Source organism: Polaromonas hydrogenivorans (assembly GCF_040105105.1).
GTDB lineage: Bacteria > Pseudomonadota > Gammaproteobacteria > Burkholderiales > Burkholderiaceae_C > Polaromonas > Polaromonas hydrogenivorans.
The window spans coordinates 19,185-33,801 of record NZ_CP157678.1; the positions used below are offsets into that span (position 1 = coordinate 19,185).

General features: G+C 63.2%; 15 protein-coding genes. 4 read left to right on the forward strand and 11 right to left on the reverse strand.

What is annotated here, in order from left to right; all coding sequences use genetic code 11:
• Positions 1 to 11: 11 nt before the first annotated feature.
• Genes ABLV49_RS23920 through ABLV49_RS23930 form a run of 3 tightly spaced genes read right to left on the reverse strand, consistent with a single transcriptional unit; the run spans position 12 to position 3,942 of the window.
• Positions 12 to 1,586: an ABC transporter substrate-binding protein gene (locus ABLV49_RS23920; RefSeq protein WP_349282954.1), complete on the reverse strand. Its 1,575-nt coding sequence runs from the start codon at positions 1,584 to 1,586 to the stop codon at positions 12 to 14.
• Between the two features lie 48 nt (positions 1,587 to 1,634).
• Positions 1,635 to 2,720 (reverse strand): porin, encoded by a 1,086-nt coding sequence (locus ABLV49_RS23925; protein ID WP_349282956.1) that lies wholly within the window; start codon positions 2,718 to 2,720, stop codon positions 1,635 to 1,637.
• A gap of 49 nt (positions 2,721 to 2,769) precedes the next feature.
• Positions 2,770 to 3,942: a M20 aminoacylase family protein gene (locus ABLV49_RS23930; RefSeq protein ID WP_349282958.1), complete on the reverse strand. Its 1,173-nt coding sequence runs from the start codon at positions 3,940 to 3,942 to the stop codon at positions 2,770 to 2,772.
• A gap of 278 nt (positions 3,943 to 4,220) precedes the next feature.
• Here ABLV49_RS23930 and ABLV49_RS23935 point away from each other — a divergent pair, with 278 nt between their 5' ends.
• Complete coding sequence (locus tag ABLV49_RS23935) at positions 4,221 to 5,114, forward strand: LysR family transcriptional regulator (RefSeq protein ID WP_349282960.1); 894 nt, start codon at positions 4,221 to 4,223, stop codon at positions 5,112 to 5,114.
• A 22-nt stretch (positions 5,115 to 5,136) separates the two neighbouring features.
• Here the strand turns inward: ABLV49_RS23935 and ABLV49_RS23940 are convergent, their stop codons facing one another.
• The 7 genes from ABLV49_RS23940 to ABLV49_RS23970 form a co-directional block, all read right to left on the reverse strand.
• Positions 5,137 to 5,661: a hypothetical protein gene (locus ABLV49_RS23940; protein WP_349282961.1), complete on the reverse strand. Its 525-nt coding sequence runs from the start codon at positions 5,659 to 5,661 to the stop codon at positions 5,137 to 5,139.
• Positions 5,658 to 6,230: an NADPH-dependent FMN reductase gene (locus ABLV49_RS23945; protein ID WP_349282963.1), complete on the reverse strand. Its 573-nt coding sequence runs from the start codon at positions 6,228 to 6,230 to the stop codon at positions 5,658 to 5,660. Before ABLV49_RS23945 ends, ABLV49_RS23940 begins: the two co-directional genes overlap by 4 nt.
• 40 nt (positions 6,231 to 6,270) lie before the next feature.
• Positions 6,271 to 7,239, reverse strand: a complete 969-nt coding sequence (locus tag ABLV49_RS23950) for a tripartite tricarboxylate transporter substrate binding protein (protein ID WP_349282965.1) — start codon at positions 7,237 to 7,239, stop codon at positions 6,271 to 6,273.
• A gap of 68 nt (positions 7,240 to 7,307) precedes the next feature.
• Positions 7,308 to 8,159, reverse strand: coding sequence for a fumarylacetoacetate hydrolase family protein (locus ABLV49_RS23955; RefSeq protein WP_349282967.1), 852 nt, complete (start codon positions 8,157 to 8,159; stop codon positions 7,308 to 7,310).
• Between the two features lie 49 nt (positions 8,160 to 8,208).
• Positions 8,209 to 8,961: an IclR family transcriptional regulator gene (locus ABLV49_RS23960; RefSeq protein WP_349282969.1), complete on the reverse strand. Its 753-nt coding sequence runs from the start codon at positions 8,959 to 8,961 to the stop codon at positions 8,209 to 8,211.
• 10 nt (positions 8,962 to 8,971) lie between these two features.
• On the reverse strand, positions 8,972 to 10,465 hold the full coding sequence (locus ABLV49_RS23965) for a bifunctional 3-(3-hydroxy-phenyl)propionate/3-hydroxycinnamic acid hydroxylase (protein WP_349282971.1): 1,494 nt from the start codon (positions 10,463 to 10,465) through the stop codon (positions 8,972 to 8,974).
• A 3-nt stretch (positions 10,466 to 10,468) separates the two neighbouring features.
• Positions 10,469 to 11,053: a VOC family protein gene (locus ABLV49_RS23970; protein WP_349282973.1), complete on the reverse strand. Its 585-nt coding sequence runs from the start codon at positions 11,051 to 11,053 to the stop codon at positions 10,469 to 10,471.
• Positions 11,054 to 11,224: 171 nt separating this feature from the next.
• On the opposite strand from ABLV49_RS23970, the gene ABLV49_RS23975 reads away from it, so the two are divergent.
• From ABLV49_RS23975 to ABLV49_RS23985, 3 genes are read left to right on the forward strand one after another with little or no spacing between them, the layout of a single operon-like run.
• Complete coding sequence (locus ABLV49_RS23975; RefSeq protein WP_349282975.1) at positions 11,225 to 12,202, forward strand: Bug family tripartite tricarboxylate transporter substrate binding protein; 978 nt, start codon at positions 11,225 to 11,227, stop codon at positions 12,200 to 12,202.
• A gap of 13 nt (positions 12,203 to 12,215) precedes the next feature.
• Positions 12,216 to 12,605, forward strand: a complete 390-nt coding sequence (locus tag ABLV49_RS23980) for a nuclear transport factor 2 family protein (protein ID WP_349282977.1) — start codon at positions 12,216 to 12,218, stop codon at positions 12,603 to 12,605.
• Positions 12,602 to 13,423 (forward strand): 3-keto-5-aminohexanoate cleavage protein, encoded by an 822-nt coding sequence (locus ABLV49_RS23985; protein WP_349282979.1) that lies wholly within the window; start codon positions 12,602 to 12,604, stop codon positions 13,421 to 13,423. Before ABLV49_RS23980 ends, ABLV49_RS23985 begins: the two co-directional genes overlap by 4 nt.
• 98 nt (positions 13,424 to 13,521) lie before the next feature.
• Here ABLV49_RS23985 and ABLV49_RS23990 read toward each other — a convergent pair whose 3' ends face one another.
• A complete protein-coding gene (locus ABLV49_RS23990) occupies positions 13,522 to 14,493 on the reverse strand; it encodes a Bug family tripartite tricarboxylate transporter substrate binding protein (RefSeq protein WP_349282980.1) in 972 nt (323 codons plus the stop codon).
• Between the last annotated feature and the right edge of the window lie 124 nt (positions 14,494 to 14,617).

Consider the following 14,617-nt stretch of genomic DNA (forward strand, 5'->3'; position numbering starts at 1 on the left):
TTGTCTGGGTGCTAGCGGATCGAGGCGCGGGCGATGCTGTCGTTCAGGCCGATGCCGGAGTTGATCAGGTTGGTGATCTTGCTGCGGTACACGGTCGGAAAGTTCAGCTCCAGCAGCCAAACGGCGGCCACGTCGTCAATCAGCGTCTTTTGCACTTCGGCATAGGCTTCGGCACGCTTTTGCGGGTCGGCTTCACGCGAACCGCGGAAGAACAGCGCGTCGGCCTTGGCGCTTTGGTAGCCGCCCACATTGTTGAACGGCGAGCCTTTCTTGATCTCGCTGCTTACATAGTTGCGGCTGATGCCCAGCGCCGGATCGCCGTACTGGAACATGTAGGTAAAGGCCAAGTCGAAGTCCCAGTTTGACTGCTTGGAAACCGAGCCAGCCAGGTCGGTGGCGACTAGTTCGACCTTGAAGCCCGCTTCCAGCAGGTTCTGGCGAACCAGTTCGGCGCTGCGGTTCCAGGTTTCGCCAAAGGGCAGGCCCAGCAGGCGGATGGTCTGGCCCTTGTAGCCCAGCTCCTGGAGCAGCTTGGCAGCTTTGGCCTTGTCACGCTTGGGCTGCACCACGGCTTTGCTATAGAACGGAACCTGGCTGGGAAAGGGACCGGTCGCAGCGGGTGCGTAGCCTTGCCACACCACTTTGGACAGGGCGTCGCGGTCTACCGCCAGCTCAATGGCCTGGCGCATGCGCACATCCTGAAACAGCGGGTTGCGATGGTTGATCCACAGCCAGGCCATGGGGGCAAACTTTTCCCAGCCCTTGCTGCTCACCGCCACACCGGGCAGCTTGGCCAGGCGGGCCACATCAAAGTATTCCACCGTGCCGCCGGGCAACACGTCGATCTTGCCGCTTTCGAAGGCTGCTGCGCGCGAAGCCGCGTCGGGGATGACATGGAAGTACACGTTGTCGATCTTGGGAATGCCCGCCTCATGGTATTTCTCATTGCGTACCAGATGGATGTAGGAGCCGCGCACCCATTCCTTATACTTGTAAGGGCCGGTACCAATGATGGGCCCGGTGGAGGGCGGCTTGCCGCTCAGGTCGGTGTTTTCATAGAGATGGCGCGGCGCCATCGGGATGGTGCTGGAGTCAAACAGACCGATGAAGGGCGCAAACACCTCTTTCATCCGGATTTCCACCGTGTGGCTGTCCAGCGCTTTCACGCTTTCCACCGACTGCATCGCCACGCGCACGCGCGGGTTCAGGGAGCGGGTGAACTTGTCGATGCTGAAGACCGCATCCTGCGCATCAAACGGTTTGCCATCGTGCCAGGTCACGCCTTTTTTCAGGGTAAAGGTGTAGACCATCTGGTCCTTGCTGACCGTCCAGGCCGTGGCCAGACAGGGCATGGGTTGCAGCTTATCATCGTAGCGCAACAGGCCTTCGTTGATGTTGCCGCCGACCAGCTGAGACGGGCCAGTCTGGCCCCAACCCACCGTGATGGTAGTGGGTTCAGGGAATAGCGCCACATTAATGACGTTGGATGGCGCACTTTGCGCCATGGCGTGCAGCGGCAGGCTGGTGGCCATGAAGCCTGCAGTGGTGGCGGCGCTGGCGATCAGGGTGCGGCGGTTGATGTGCATGGTGATTTCCTGGTCAAGGTGAGTTGAGGTGGGGCGGGGCTTTAAATATCAGAAGCTGTGGTACACGCCCACGGCCAGCGTGCGGGCCGATCCGTTGACGGGCACCGCGCCGCCAAAGGCGATGCCGGCATTGGCCGACTGGCCGTTGAAGCCGTTGCCGCTGTCCATGGCCTTGGCCAGCCGGGTGTAGAGGATGGTCCGCTTGGACACGAAATAGTGTGCGCCCACATTGAACAGCTCGCTCGTGCCCTTGCCCTTGGCCACGCCAGCGATGTTCAGTCCGTTGTCCTTGACGTAGCCGTACTGCGCTACATAGGCCCAGGCGCCCTGCGGCACCAGCATGCCGACCACGGCCGCCTGGAGCTTGGGCTCGGCGCCGCTGGCCAGCTTGGTCTGGCTCTGGTAATAGTCGCCCGACAGCGTCAGCGGGCCAAAGTCGTAGCGCGCGGCCAGGTTGTACGCGGCTTGCTTGTTGGCGCCGGTGGGAGTGTTCTGCCCGCCCCGGTGCAGCGCGGCAGTGGTCAGCAGCGGGCCGGATTTGTAGCGCAGCATGGCGCCGAAGGTGTTGCGCGCCGTCACGGTGCCGGCGGCGTTGAGCGGCGTGCTTTCGCCCGGGCCAAAGGCCAGCTTGGCATCAAAGCCATTGAGCAGCGGCGAGGTATAGCTGATCAGGTTGCTCTGGCGCAGGTGGTACAGGCCGGCGACCGGGTCGTTGTTCAGTAACAGAGGGGAATTGGCCGAAAAATTCGATGCCCAGTCGGTGTCAGTCCAGACCATGGCATCGTTCATCGGCGCATTTTGCCGGCCCAGGCGCACTTCGCCCCAGACGGGCGAGGTCAGGCCGACATTGGCTGCGCGGCTGAACATTGCGCCCGAGACCGCGCCCGAGTCGATGGCAAAGCCGCTTTCCAGGTGAAACACCGCCTTCAGGCCGCCTCCTAGGTCTTCCGATCCGCGCATGCCCCATTTGGACGGAGCCAGGCCGCCGCTGGTCAGCCTAGTGTCCGCGCTCTTGCCGCTGACTTTGAGCGATTCGACATAGACATCGGCCGTACCGTAGAGGGTGATGCTGCTCTGGGCTTGCGCCAGGGTGCCAACGGTCAGGGCGGCTGCGGTCAAAAAGATTTTTTTCATGGAGTCGAGTTCTTTGCTGGAGAGGGTTTGCAGAGGATGGGACAGGGAATCAGGACTTGTTCAGGAAACGTTCGGCCAGCGCCACCCAGTAGGCGGCACCCACGGGCAGGTTGTCATCGTTGAAGTCATAGCCGGGGTTGTGGACCATGCACGAGCCTTCACCCGCGCCGTTGCCAATGTTCAGGTAACTGCCAGGGCAGTGGTCGAGCATGAAGGCGAAGTCTTCGCTGCCGGTCAGGGGCTGGCCTTGGAGCACTACCCGCTGGGCGCCAACCAGTGCCAGCCCCACCTGGCGCGCCAGTTCGGTTTCCGCCGTCGTGTTGACCAGCACCGGATAGTCGCGCTTGTAATGCACCTCGGCCTGCACGCCGAAGCTGCGCGCCTGCGCGTCGGCCAGTTCGCGGATGCGCTGCTCCAGCAGGTCGCGCACCTCGCGGTCCAGCGACCGTACGCTCAGCTCCAGCGTCACCTCGGAGGGAATGACGTTGTTGGCCTTTCCGCCGTTGAAAGCGCCGACGGTGATGACAGCGGTCTGGCGCGGGTCAACATTGCGCGAGACGATACTTTGCAGCCCCAGCACGATGCTGCAGGCCGCCACGATCGGGTCGCAGGCGCGGTGCGGCATGGCGCCATGGCCGCCGACGCCCTTGACGATGATGGTCACGTCGTCTGAAGAGGCCATGGCCGGTCCGTCAACGAACACCAAGTGGCCCTGCGGTATGCCGGGCATGTTGTGCATAGCGAACACCGCGTCGCAGGGAAAACGTTCGAACAGGCCATCCTCGATCATCATCTTGGCGCCGCCCGGATGCTCTTCGGCGGGCTGGAAGATGAGGTTGAGCGTGCCGTCGAAGTCGCCGTGCTCGGCCAAATGCTGCGCGGCCGCCAAGAGCATAGCGGTGTGGCCGTCATGGCCGCAGGCATGCATGACGCCGTCGTGCCGGCTGGCATAGGCCAGGCCAGTGGTTTCCTGAATTGGCAGGGCGTCCATGTCGGCGCGCAGGCCCAGGCGCTTGGGGCCTGTGCCGCGCTTGAGCTGGCCCACTACGCCTGTGCGAGCCAAGCCGCGCGAGACCTCATAGCCCCACTCGGCAAGTTTGGCGGCGATCAACTCGGATGTACGGAACTCTGCCAGACCCAGCTCGGGATGGGCGTGAATGTCGCGCCGGATGGCTACGAATTCGGTCATGCGGGCTTGAAGTAGGTCGGGAACAGCGTTCATGTCAGGGTTTCAGCGAGTGGCGGTTAAGGGGTCAAGCTCATGGCAGTCATGTCACGGCGTTGCGTAATGAAAAGTATTCTAGGCAAACCAAGTGAAAACCAAATGACGATATATAGTCATCATGACAACTTTTAGAAATAAAAAAATGCACCAAAATAAAGCTAAATTTCAGCTTTTTCTCCAATGAGTATGAAAAAATTGCACCAAACTGGGGTTAACCAAAAGTTATAGATTTATTAGGGTAAATACTAAAGGTAGTCATCTAAAATGTTCGCTGTATGAAAATTCATCAATTACAAGCTTTGGTTTCGGTCGTGCGCAGTGGCGGTATCAGGGCTGCCGCGCGGGAGCTGAACTTGTCGCAGGCTGCGGTCACGAAGTCGCTCAAGCAGCTGGAGGAAGAGTGCGGTGTGGCCTTGCTGCTGCGCCGTTCGCGCGGTGTGGACCTGACGCCGGCCGGCGAACGCTTGCTGGAGCGGGCACGCCTGATCACGCGCCAGATTGAGCTGGCCCGAGACGACCTCCTCCAGTCGCGTGGCGAGGACGTAGGCGTGGTGCGCGTGGGCATTACGCCGTTTCTCACGCTCACTTCGCTAGCAGACTCGTTCAACTGGTTCCGGCAGCGTTACCAGCGAGTGCAAATCCAGATGATTGAGGGCCTGATGTCGCGGGTGTTGCCATGTCTGCGCAATGGCTCACTGGACATTGCGGTGGTCGCTGCAGATGTGGGCGAACTGAGCAACCATGAATTTCAATACACCCATGTGTGCAATGCCCGGCAGTTCATCGTGGCCCGTGAAGGCCATCCCGTAATCAGCAATCCGACGGCGCGCGCACTGGTCGAGCATGAGTGGCTCTATACCGCCCCGATTGTTGACGGCGATGGCAACCGGCAGGCGGCGATGTTTGCGGCTGCAGGCGTGAAAATTCCCGAACGGTTGATGCAGTGCGAAACGCTCGCAGCATTGACGCTGTTGCGCAACACGGATGTGATCGGTATTTGCCCTGAAAGGCTACTCGGTCATCCGGAGTCGCGCGGTATCGTGGCCGTGCCAACCACCCAGCTGCACCCCTGTGAAATCGAAATCGCCCTGCTCGCGCCGTCCGATGTACCGTTGACGCCCGCTGCGGAATACTTTGCCCATTGTCTGAAGCAGTCCATCAGCGCTTGACGACGCCTCATGCCATTGCGAGTCAGCCCGGCGCGTTTTGGCGCTGCTGTGCCAGTTGCTCGCGCTCCTGTGTCATCTGCGCTTCGAGTTGCAGCCGTCCCTGCCTGGCCACGGCGATGACTTTTTCGCGGTTCTTGCGGTGGGGGTACATCTTTTCAAACAGGTCCAGGTTGTGCTGGCGAAACCGTTGGGCAGCTTGCAGTTCAGCGTCCGGCGGCTGGCTCAGCAGTTCCAGCACACTGCAGGCGCTGGTAACCGTCCGCCCAGTACCCGTATTGAGAATCAAGACTCTGTGTGGTTGACCGCCAATGCGACACCGTGTGGCGTCCACCAGGCTGGCGGTCAGGTCGTCCAGCATGGCGCAGAGCATGCCGCCCTGCACCCCGTCGGCCGGGTTGAGGAAGCTGTGCGCTGCGGCGTAGTCGGTGCGCAGCTGGCCAGCTTCGGCATCCACTTCTCGGATCACGCTGCCAAGCAATGTGAGCACGGGCGGCGGCGCCAACTCGCTACGGCGCATGCGGTTGAAGGTGCTTTGCGCCTCGATCATGAGGGCGCACGCATCGGCTTCATGGCCTGTGTCCAGCGGTACAGCTCGTCGAACATGACGCCAGCCGAACTCGCGTGGAAATCGTTCGGTGCAAAGGCTTTGTGCGCATCCAGATGCTGGCCCACGTTGGGGATGGCCACGGCCTCCAACATGGGCATGACCTTGAGCGTGGTCAGCAGCTGCTTGGTTACCTGCACCGCCCGAAGACCACCCGACATGCCGCCGTAGCTGACAAAAGCCGCCGGTTTGTATTGCCATTCGCGGACCAGGTAGTTCATGGCATTGAGCAGGGCAGAAGGCGGGCCGAAGTTGTATTCGGGTAGCACGAGCACAAAGGCATCCGCAGCATTGACGCTGGCACTCCAGGCCCTGGTGTGGGCGTGCTGGTATTTCTGCAGGCGCGGGTGCTCGGGTTCATCGAAAACCGGTAGATTGAAGGAGGCCAGGTCCACCACTTGCGGCTCGAACTTGTCGTTCCCGAGGGCGGCTTGCTGCGCCCACTGCGCGATGGCGGGGCCAACGCGGCCGGGGCGGGTGCTGCAAATCAGGATGTGAAGGATGGGTTTCATGGAGTAGGTGGGGTGAGGGAGTCAAGCAAGGCGTGAAGCATCACAGGCCGAGCCGCTTGAGGGTGACTGCCTTTTGCCCGCTGTCCTGGCGCAGCCGGTTTTCAAAGGCAGCGCCGGGCTGGTAGTCGATCACCTGATGGGCGCGCTGGGCCCAGTCCCGGTAGGCGGTCGACTGGAGGGCTTTCTCGCAGCCGGTTTCCAGCGCGGCGACCACCTCGGGCGGCGTTTTCGCCGGCACCAAGAGCCCGCCAAAGCTCAGCTGCACCACGGGCACGCCGGCCTCGGTCAGCGTCGGCACCTGGGGGAAAGCCGGATGGCGCCGATCCGAATACACCGCGAGCAGTCGCAGCGATCCGGCCTGGATCTGGCTCGTGATGGAGCTGGCCAGCAGGGCGCCAAAATTCAGGCGGCCGGTCAGCAGGTCCTGCAGCATGGGCGCATCGCCTTTGTAGGGAACGTGCGTGAGCTCGACTTTGCTCACGGCCTCGATGTCGGAGGTGCCCAGGTGTGGGATGGACCCCATGCCCGAGGTGCCGTAGCTGACCATGCCTGCATGGCGCCGCGCGTCCTTCACGATGTCCTGAATGCTCTGGTAGGGCGAGTCCTTGGGCACGGCCACGGCAAAGATGTTGTCGAACACCTGGCAGACATACTTGAACGAGTCCACCTGGTAAGCGAGTGATTTGAGCCGGTGCGGTTCGCTCGACAGGGGCACGGCTGGCGTGAAGGCGACGGTGTAGCCGTCCGGTCTGGACGAGGCCACGGCCTGCAGGCCGATCGTGCCGGCGGCGCCGTCCCGGTTGCTGACCGCCACGGGCTGCTTGAGCACCTCGGCCAGGGATTGGGCGAAGTTGCGCGCGTTCATGTCCAGGCCGCCGCCGGCAGAAAAGGGCACGACAAACTGGATCGAGCGTGTGGGGTAAGGCTCGGCCGCGCAGGCCACGGTGCCGGCCAGCAGGCCGAGCACCGTGAGGGCAGACAGGCGGGACGTGGTGACAGCATGGCGCATGGACGACTCCTGATGGAAAAGCAGGGCGAGGATGGCGCGCGGCAGTGGTGCCCGCGCGCCATGGAGGCTTACGCTTCGTCGCGGATACCGTTGCGCAGCACGCCGATGGCGTCGACCTCGATCTCCACCACGTCGCCGGGCTTCATGAAGATGGGGGGGGTGCGCTTGTTGCCGATGCCGCCGGGCGTGCCGGTCACGATCACGTCACCGGGCTCGAGGGGAATGAAGGCCGAGATGTAGGCGATCTGGCGCGGGATGCTGTGGATCATCATCTCGGTGGTGGCGCGCTGCATCTCCTGGCCATTGAGGCGCGTGACCAGCGTCATCTTCTGGTTGGGCGCAATTTCGTCAGCCGTCACCATCCAGGGGCCGAAGCCGCCGGTGCGCCAGAAGTTCTTGCCCGGCGTCCACTGCGAGGTGGCCACCTGCCAGTCGCGGATGCTGCCGTCGTTGTAGCAGCTGTAGCCGGCGATATGGCTCCAGGAATCGGCTTCACTGATGCGCCGGCCGCCCTTGCCGATGATGACGGCGATCTCGCCTTCGTAGTCCAGGCGGCTTGATTCTGGCGGGCGCACGATGTCCTGGCCATGCGCCGCCTGCGACTCGGTCATGCGCAAAAACAGCGCCGGGCTTTCTGTGATCTGCTTGCCGGTTTCGCGTACATGCTCGCCGTAGTTCAGGCCCACGCAGACGATCTTGTTCGGGTTGGGTATGACCGGCAGCAGTGTGAGCTGCGAGAACTTGAGCGTCGGCGGGTGGGTTTTGGCGGCATCGGCCGCCGCGCCGAGCAGGTCGCGCGCGATCAGGGTCTTGAGGTCCGGCGCCTGCGCGCCCAGGATGGGCGTGAGGTCGAGCACGTCGTCGCCGTTGACGATGCCGTAGGAGGGCGTGCCCTGGTTCAGGAAGCTGATGAGTTTCATGGGAAAAGTTCTTTCAAAATTAACAGAGGAGGGATGCTTGGGTGATGGATCAGGGAATGCGGGTCGTGATTTCCTGCGCCGTGCGGGTGAGCAGTTGGGTCAGCTTGGGCAGATCGATCACGGCCATGCGGGACACGGTGCTCACGAGCGAGATGGCGCCCAGGAGGGTGTCGTCCGCCTTGAGCAAAGGGACGGCCAAAGCGGCAAGATTCGGTTCGAGTTCACCATTCGAGAAGTAGTGGCCGGCCTTGCGGATGGCGCCGTAATACTTGCGAAATTCACTCCAGTCCGTGGGCAGGCCGGCCTGGGCGATCTCGTCCTGGTGCTCATCAAACACCCGGTGCAACTGGGCAGACGCGAAGCACGACAGGATGGCCTTGGGCGCAGCGCCGAAAAACAGCGGCCGTGGGCGACCCCGGCCGTAGCTCAGCGTGGCCTTCGCCGTGCCGAACTCGCGGTGGGTGTCGAGCACCTGCTGGCCATAGAGGCACGAAATCACGCAGTCCAATCCGGTTTGTTCGACCAGCTCCTGCATCAGCGAAACACCGTGCTGCAGGACCGGATCCCCCATGCGGATGTAGTGGTCCAGCACGATGATGCGTGGCCCCAGCGTGTAGTGCGCGTCGGCCGCGCGCTGCAGCAGGCCAGCGTCGGTCAGCATCTTCACGTAGCGGTAGCCGGTGGGCAGCGACATTTGCAGCGCCTCGGTGATGGCTTCGGCGGTCCAGCTCAATTGGTGGTCGGAAAACAGGTCCAGCACGCTCAGCATGCGGGCCAGGCTGGACTCGGATTTATCGGTCATGGGGATCAGGTCAGTGGGGTTGGAGGTCCGCCACGGGCAGGCAGGCCGTGACAGCATCCAGTTCCCCGGGCGTTCTGGCCAACCCCAAGATGTAGCGGTCTGGCCTGAGCATAATCGCCCCCGCATCGTGGCTGTCAAGCCACGCCAGCAGGACCGGCTCCTGCGTCGCCATGACCACCACATCGCTTTGTTGCCAGAGCTTGCGTGTCTCGTCGTCTACCCCGTCGAGCAACGCCGGGCGGCCGATCACGGCAAAGCGGTTGCCGATGTGCGCGTCCAGCAATTGGCCGTCGGCCAGCACCGGCTGCGGGAAAGGCTGACCCACGGGCGCAGTGTCGCCGTGCAGCACGCCAGGACCGAGGCGCGGCGACGGAAACTCGAAGATTTCCGGCTCGCCGGCCTTGAACTTCGCGTCGCGCTCGCGCGCCTTGTCGGGGTCGGTGGCCTGGATGATATCGCCCAGCTTGACAGCCAGCTCGATGAACGCATGCACATGGGGCGAGCGTTCCGATTCGTACGTATCAAGCAGCGCCTCGCCGGCGCGGCCGCGCAGCACCGCTTCGAGCTTCCAGGCCAGGTTGGAGACATCGCGCAGGGCTGCGCACATGCCCTGGCCCAGGAAGGGCGGCGTCTGGTGCGCGGAGTCGCCGGCCAGCATCAGCCGGCCCTTGCGCCAGCCCTCGGCAATCAATGAGTGGAAGGTATAGATGGTGGCGCGCTCGATGTCGGCGTGTTCGGGTTTCATCCAGCGGCTCACCAGTTGCCACAGCGTCTCGGGCTGAACCAGTTGGGCCGGGTCATCGCCCGGCATCAGCATGATTTCCCAGCGGCGGCGGCGACCGGTGACGTTGCACCAGGTCATGGGCCGGGCTGGATCGCAGAACTGCACGGTGTGGTCGGGCAGGGCGGGTGCGTTGTCCTTCAGGACCACGTCAAACACCAGCCAGGGCTGGCGCAGGCCCAGGTCTTTCATCGGGCTGCCCAGCACCTTGCGCACCAGGGAGCGCGCGCCGTCGCAGCCGACCACGTATCTAGCCTGGACCTCCGAGGCGCTGCCGCCCTGCAGATCGGTCACGGCCAGGCGGACATGGTCAGCGGCTTCGGTGATCTGCGTGACTTCATGGTGCAGCCGGACCTGCACATTGGGAAAACGGGCCGCGCCATCGCGCAGCACCTGCTCCAGCTCGGGCTGGTGGAAATAGTGGTTGCTCGCGCAGCCGTGCGGACCCTGGGCGGCCGTGCCGCCGCGGATCATCAGGGTTTCGCCTTCGGCGTTGACAAAGTGCATGCCCTTGAGGCCGGGGCGCGAGATGGCCTCGACCGCCTGGCGCAGGCCAGCCGACTGGAAGATGCGCATGACTTCGCCATCGAAGTGGATGGCGCGCGGCAGCGGGTAGATGCCGGCTTCCTTTTCCAGCACCAGCACGGACAGGCCGGCCTGTCCGAGCAGATTGGCCAGCGTGGCGCCGGCGGGACCGTAGCCGATGATTGCGATGTCGAACATGACTCAAGCCTCCTCGTTGCAGCTGCTGTAGCCCATGCGGCGGGCCATGTCGGCCTGCCACTGCGCACGCGACTGGAACCTGGGCCGGCTGCGCGCAATGGCTTCGGCGCGTGCCAGGATGACCTCGTCGGGCTGGTCCAGGTCGACGGGTTCGCGCAGCGGCTGCTCGCAGTACCAGGGCATGTCCATGAACACCTCCAGCCGGTTGCCTTCGGGGTCGCGGAAATAAATCGACACCGCGTTGCCGTGGGTCGCGCACATCAGGTCCGTGACATCGCTGTCGGCCGCGACGCGGTCGCGCACCAGCCGCAGCGTGGGCAGGTCGGGCACGCGCAGGGAAATCTGGTTGATGACGCTGAAGGTGAGGTCTGCCGGGCGGCCGGAGGCCAGCACGATCTGGTGGTGCTCAGCCGGGTCGCGGCTCAGAAACACCAGCTGGACCGCGCCCAGGTCGCCCCGGTCGGTCTCGGTGAAGCACAGCACGTCTTGGTAAAAGCGCGCCATGCGCTCGAGGTCACGCACGTAAAAGCCCATGTGGCTGAACACCAGTGAGCCGCGCTGGCGCAGGTTCGGGGGGGGTTGGGTCATGTCGTCTCCAGGGTCTAAAAATAAAAAACAGAAGATTTATTTGGCTTAAATTGAATTAAATTATGCATCAATTCTTATAATTTGACAAAACATTGATTTTAATCAAGAATCCGGCCACGCCAGCCCAGCGGGCCTGTCGAACCATTCAATCAACCTTTCAGGAGACTAGACATGACCCCCTTCATCACCCGACGCACCGGCCTTGCCGCCCTGACGCTGGCCCTGCTGGCCGCCAGCGGCGTGCAGGCGCAGGACTATCCCACCAAGCCCATCCGGCTGCTCGCGCCGTTTCCCGCAGGCTCGGGGCCCGATGCCAATGCAAGGGAAATAGCCGGCGAGCTGACGAAAATCCTGGGGCAAACCGTGATCGTGGAAAACAAGCCCGGTGCCTCGGGGATCATCGGCACCGATGCCGCTGCCAAGGCGGCGCCCGATGGCTACACCCTGGTCGTCGGTACGACCAGCACCATGTCGGTGCTGCGGCATCTGTACACCAAGCTGCCCTTCAATACCGAGAGGGACTTCGCGCCCGTCAGCCTGCTGGGCGTGCTCAATACCGGACTGATCGCCACGCCGTCGGCCCCTTTCAAGACCGCTGCCGAGCTGGTGACTTATGCCAAGGCGAATCCCGATACGGTCACTGCTGCCACCTTGGGGGCGGGCAGCTACTTTCATCTGGCCGGCGAATGGTTCGCGTCGAATGCGGGCGTCAAGCTCAGGTTCGTGCCTTACAGCACCACCAGTCCTTACACCGATTTGATGGCCGGCCAGGTCCAGGTGATGTTTGATGCCTTGCCGGCGGCCGTGGGCGGCATCCGCGGCGGCAAGCTCAAGCTGCTGGCGCTGACCGGGAAAACGCGTCACCCTGCATTTCCGGATGTGCCGACCTTTGCCGAGGCCGGCATTGCAGACTACGCCCCCCTGGCCTGGCAAGGCATTCTGGCGCCGGCGGGTACTCCCAAGGCGATTGTCGAAAAACTCAGTGCGGCCATGCAAAAAGCCGCCCAAAATCCGCAGCTTGCCGAAAAATGGCGCCAGTACGGCGGCGAACTCAAGGCCACCACACCGGCTGAATTTGCTGCCTTCATCAAGACCGATTCCGCCCAATGGGGGCAAGTGGTGCGCAAAGCCGGCGTCAAGCTGGACTGAGGAACACGTCACCATGAGTCCACTCATTACCCTTGAAGCCGTGCTGCACTGGGAGCAGCGTCGCCGTGACGCCATGCTGGCGGGCGACAGCGTGGCACTCGAAGCCCTGCTGTCCGACGCCATCGTGTATGTGCATTCCACGGGAGCGCGCGACACCCGGGACAGCTATTTGCGCAAGATCTGCGACGGCGCGCTGCGTTATCTGCGCCTGGAATGGAGTGACCTGCAGGTGCAGGTATTGCCAAGCGCTGCACTGGTCACCGGCCGCATGCAAGCCACCGTGCTCAAGGACGGGCAGGAAAAGCACGTCAGCAGCGTGTTCCTCACGGTCTGGGTTCCGGAGCCATTCGATGCGGGTAGCGCCTGGCGGCTGCGCGCGCACCAGGGAACGCCACTGCCATGAACGACGAACCCCTCATCCTGACCGTGGCGCCCAATGGCGCCTACAAGTCCACCACGGACCATGCCGCGCTGCCGATCACGCCAGCGGCGCTGGCGGCAACGGCCCGAGCCTGCCTCGATGCCGGCGCGGCCATGCTGCATCTGCATGTGCGCCTGCCCGATGGCCGGCACAGCCTGCGCGCTGACGATTACCGCGCGGCGCAGGCTGCCATCCGGGCGGCGGTGGGGCCCTCGCTGGTGATTCAGGTCACCACCGAGGCTGCCGGCGTCTATGAACCGGCCGAACAGGTCGCGGTGGTATATGACCTCCAGCCAGAAGCGGTTTCAGTCAGCCTGCGCGAGCTGCTCAGACCGGGTCTTTCCGAGGCCGAGCTGTCGCGCTTCTTCGGCTGGCTGGTTCAAACGCAGACCATGACGCAGGTCATTTTGTATGACGCCGCCGAGGTTGCGCAATGGAACCAGCTGCGCGCGCGCGGCGTGATTCCCGAGGGACGGTGGTTTTTGCTATTCGTGCTGGGACGTTACGCAGCAGGGCAGACTTCCTCGCCGACCGACTTGCTACCCTTTTTGCAGACCTGGGATGGCTGCCATCCATGGGCCATGTGCGCCTTTGGCGCGCAAGAGCATCGCTGCGCCATGGCCGCTTTGGCTCTAGGCGGGCATGTCCGGGTGGGCTTTGAAAACAACCTTTGGCGACGTGACGGCTCCCTGGCGCCGGACAATTCCAGCCTGGTGAGGCAGGTGGCTGAAAGCGCGGCTCTGGCCGGGCGGCCACTGGCCAGCGCCGCGCAGGTGCGCGAGCGGTTTCAGTTCGGCTAAAGCTTGTTCGCCTCGTCAGGCGGAATTGCCCTGCCGCTGCGATGCCAGTTTCACCCTACGCCAGCCATGGGTTGCGTCTGCAGCCCATGTGTAACGGTTCAGTCGAGGCGGATATTGCTTGCGCGAATCACCTTGGCCCATTTTTCGCGCTCGGTTTTGGCGTAAGCAGCCATCTGTGCCGGCGTGCTGGCAATCGCTTCCAGGCCGAGCGTCTGAAACCTGGCCTTGACCTCCGTGGTTTCCAGCGCCGCCAGCAAGGCCCGGCTCAATGTGGCGACCGCCTCTGGCGGCGTGGCCGCAGGCACCACCAGGCCTTGCCAGGCATAGGCTTCAAAACCTTTCAAGCCCTGCTCTGCCAGCGTGGGCAACGTATTGAAGGTAGCAACGCGCTTCGGGCTGGCCACGCCGATCGGAATCAGCCGGCCGGACTGGATGTGCTGGTAGCCGCTGGCGGTGTCGACGAACATCATCGGCACCTGCCCGCCAATCACGTCCTGCACCGCCGGGGCGGCGCCCCGGTAGCCCACATGCACCATCTTGAGCCCGCTGAGCTCGCGGAACAATTCGGTCGCCAGGTGGTGCGGGCTGCCCGCGCCAGGCGTGGCGTAGTTCACGCCATTGGGCTGTTTCTTCGCCCAGGCCAGGAATTCGGTCAGGTTCTTCGCGGGCACACTGGGATTGACCACCAGGATCATCGGAAAACGCGCCATCAGGCCGACCGGCGCGAAGTCTTTTTCGACGTTGTAGCTGAGCTTGGAGTACAGCGCCGGGTTGGCCGCCATCGTTGCCGTGTCGCCCGTCAGCATGACATAACCATCGGGCTTCGCCTTGGCGGCGTAGTCGGCGCCAATGTTGGTGGCGGCGCCAGGCTTGTTGTTGATGATGATGGGCTGGCCCAGCGTCTTGCTCATGGGCAACGACAGGATGCGAGCCACCACGTCCGAGCCGCCGCCGGCCGGGTAGGGCACGACCCATTCGATGGGCTTGTCGGGATAGGCCGCAGCCGCCACGAGTGGCAAGGCCAGTGTGGCAGCACTCATCCAGCGGCGCAGGGCGTGGGTATTTTTCATGGTGACTCCTGTGAACTTTGACAAAAGGGCTTGCACCGGTCACCCAAAAGGTGTAGCACCGGTTTGAAAAGGCTGATGAATAATAATCAGACTTGGTTGCGCGCGCAACTAGAGTATGTACTCA

Bases quoted from the DNA above. Each gene is read 5' to 3' on its own strand.
- ABLV49_RS23920 (WP_349282954.1), bottom strand. From the start codon at position 1,586: ATGCACATCAACCGCCGCACCCTGATCGCCAGCGCCGCCACCACTGCA.
- ABLV49_RS23925 (WP_349282956.1), bottom strand. From the start codon at position 2,720: ATGAAAAAAATCTTTTTGACCGCAGCCGCCCTGACCGTTGGCACCCTG.
- ABLV49_RS23930 (WP_349282958.1), bottom strand. From the start codon at position 3,942: ATGAACGCTGTTCCCGACCTACTTCAAGCCCGCATGACCGAATTCGTA.
- ABLV49_RS23935 (WP_349282960.1), top strand. From the start codon at position 4,221: ATGAAAATTCATCAATTACAAGCTTTGGTTTCGGTCGTGCGCAGTGGC.
- ABLV49_RS23940 (WP_349282961.1), bottom strand. From the start codon at position 5,661: ATGATCGAGGCGCAAAGCACCTTCAACCGCATGCGCCGTAGCGAGTTG.
- ABLV49_RS23945 (WP_349282963.1), bottom strand. From the start codon at position 6,230: ATGAAACCCATCCTTCACATCCTGATTTGCAGCACCCGCCCCGGCCGC.
- ABLV49_RS23950 (WP_349282965.1), bottom strand. From the start codon at position 7,239: ATGCGCCATGCTGTCACCACGTCCCGCCTGTCTGCCCTCACGGTGCTC.
- ABLV49_RS23955 (WP_349282967.1), bottom strand. From the start codon at position 8,159: ATGAAACTCATCAGCTTCCTGAACCAGGGCACGCCCTCCTACGGCATC.
- ABLV49_RS23960 (WP_349282969.1), bottom strand. From the start codon at position 8,961: ATGACCGATAAATCCGAGTCCAGCCTGGCCCGCATGCTGAGCGTGCTG.
- ABLV49_RS23965 (WP_349282971.1), bottom strand. From the start codon at position 10,465: ATGTTCGACATCGCAATCATCGGCTACGGTCCCGCCGGCGCCACGCTG.
- ABLV49_RS23970 (WP_349282973.1), bottom strand. From the start codon at position 11,053: ATGACCCAACCCCCCCCGAACCTGCGCCAGCGCGGCTCACTGGTGTTC.
- ABLV49_RS23975 (WP_349282975.1), top strand. From the start codon at position 11,225: ATGACCCCCTTCATCACCCGACGCACCGGCCTTGCCGCCCTGACGCTG.
- ABLV49_RS23980 (WP_349282977.1), top strand. From the start codon at position 12,216: ATGAGTCCACTCATTACCCTTGAAGCCGTGCTGCACTGGGAGCAGCGT.
- ABLV49_RS23985 (WP_349282979.1), top strand. From the start codon at position 12,602: ATGAACGACGAACCCCTCATCCTGACCGTGGCGCCCAATGGCGCCTAC.
- ABLV49_RS23990 (WP_349282980.1), bottom strand. From the start codon at position 14,493: ATGAAAAATACCCACGCCCTGCGCCGCTGGATGAGTGCTGCCACACTG.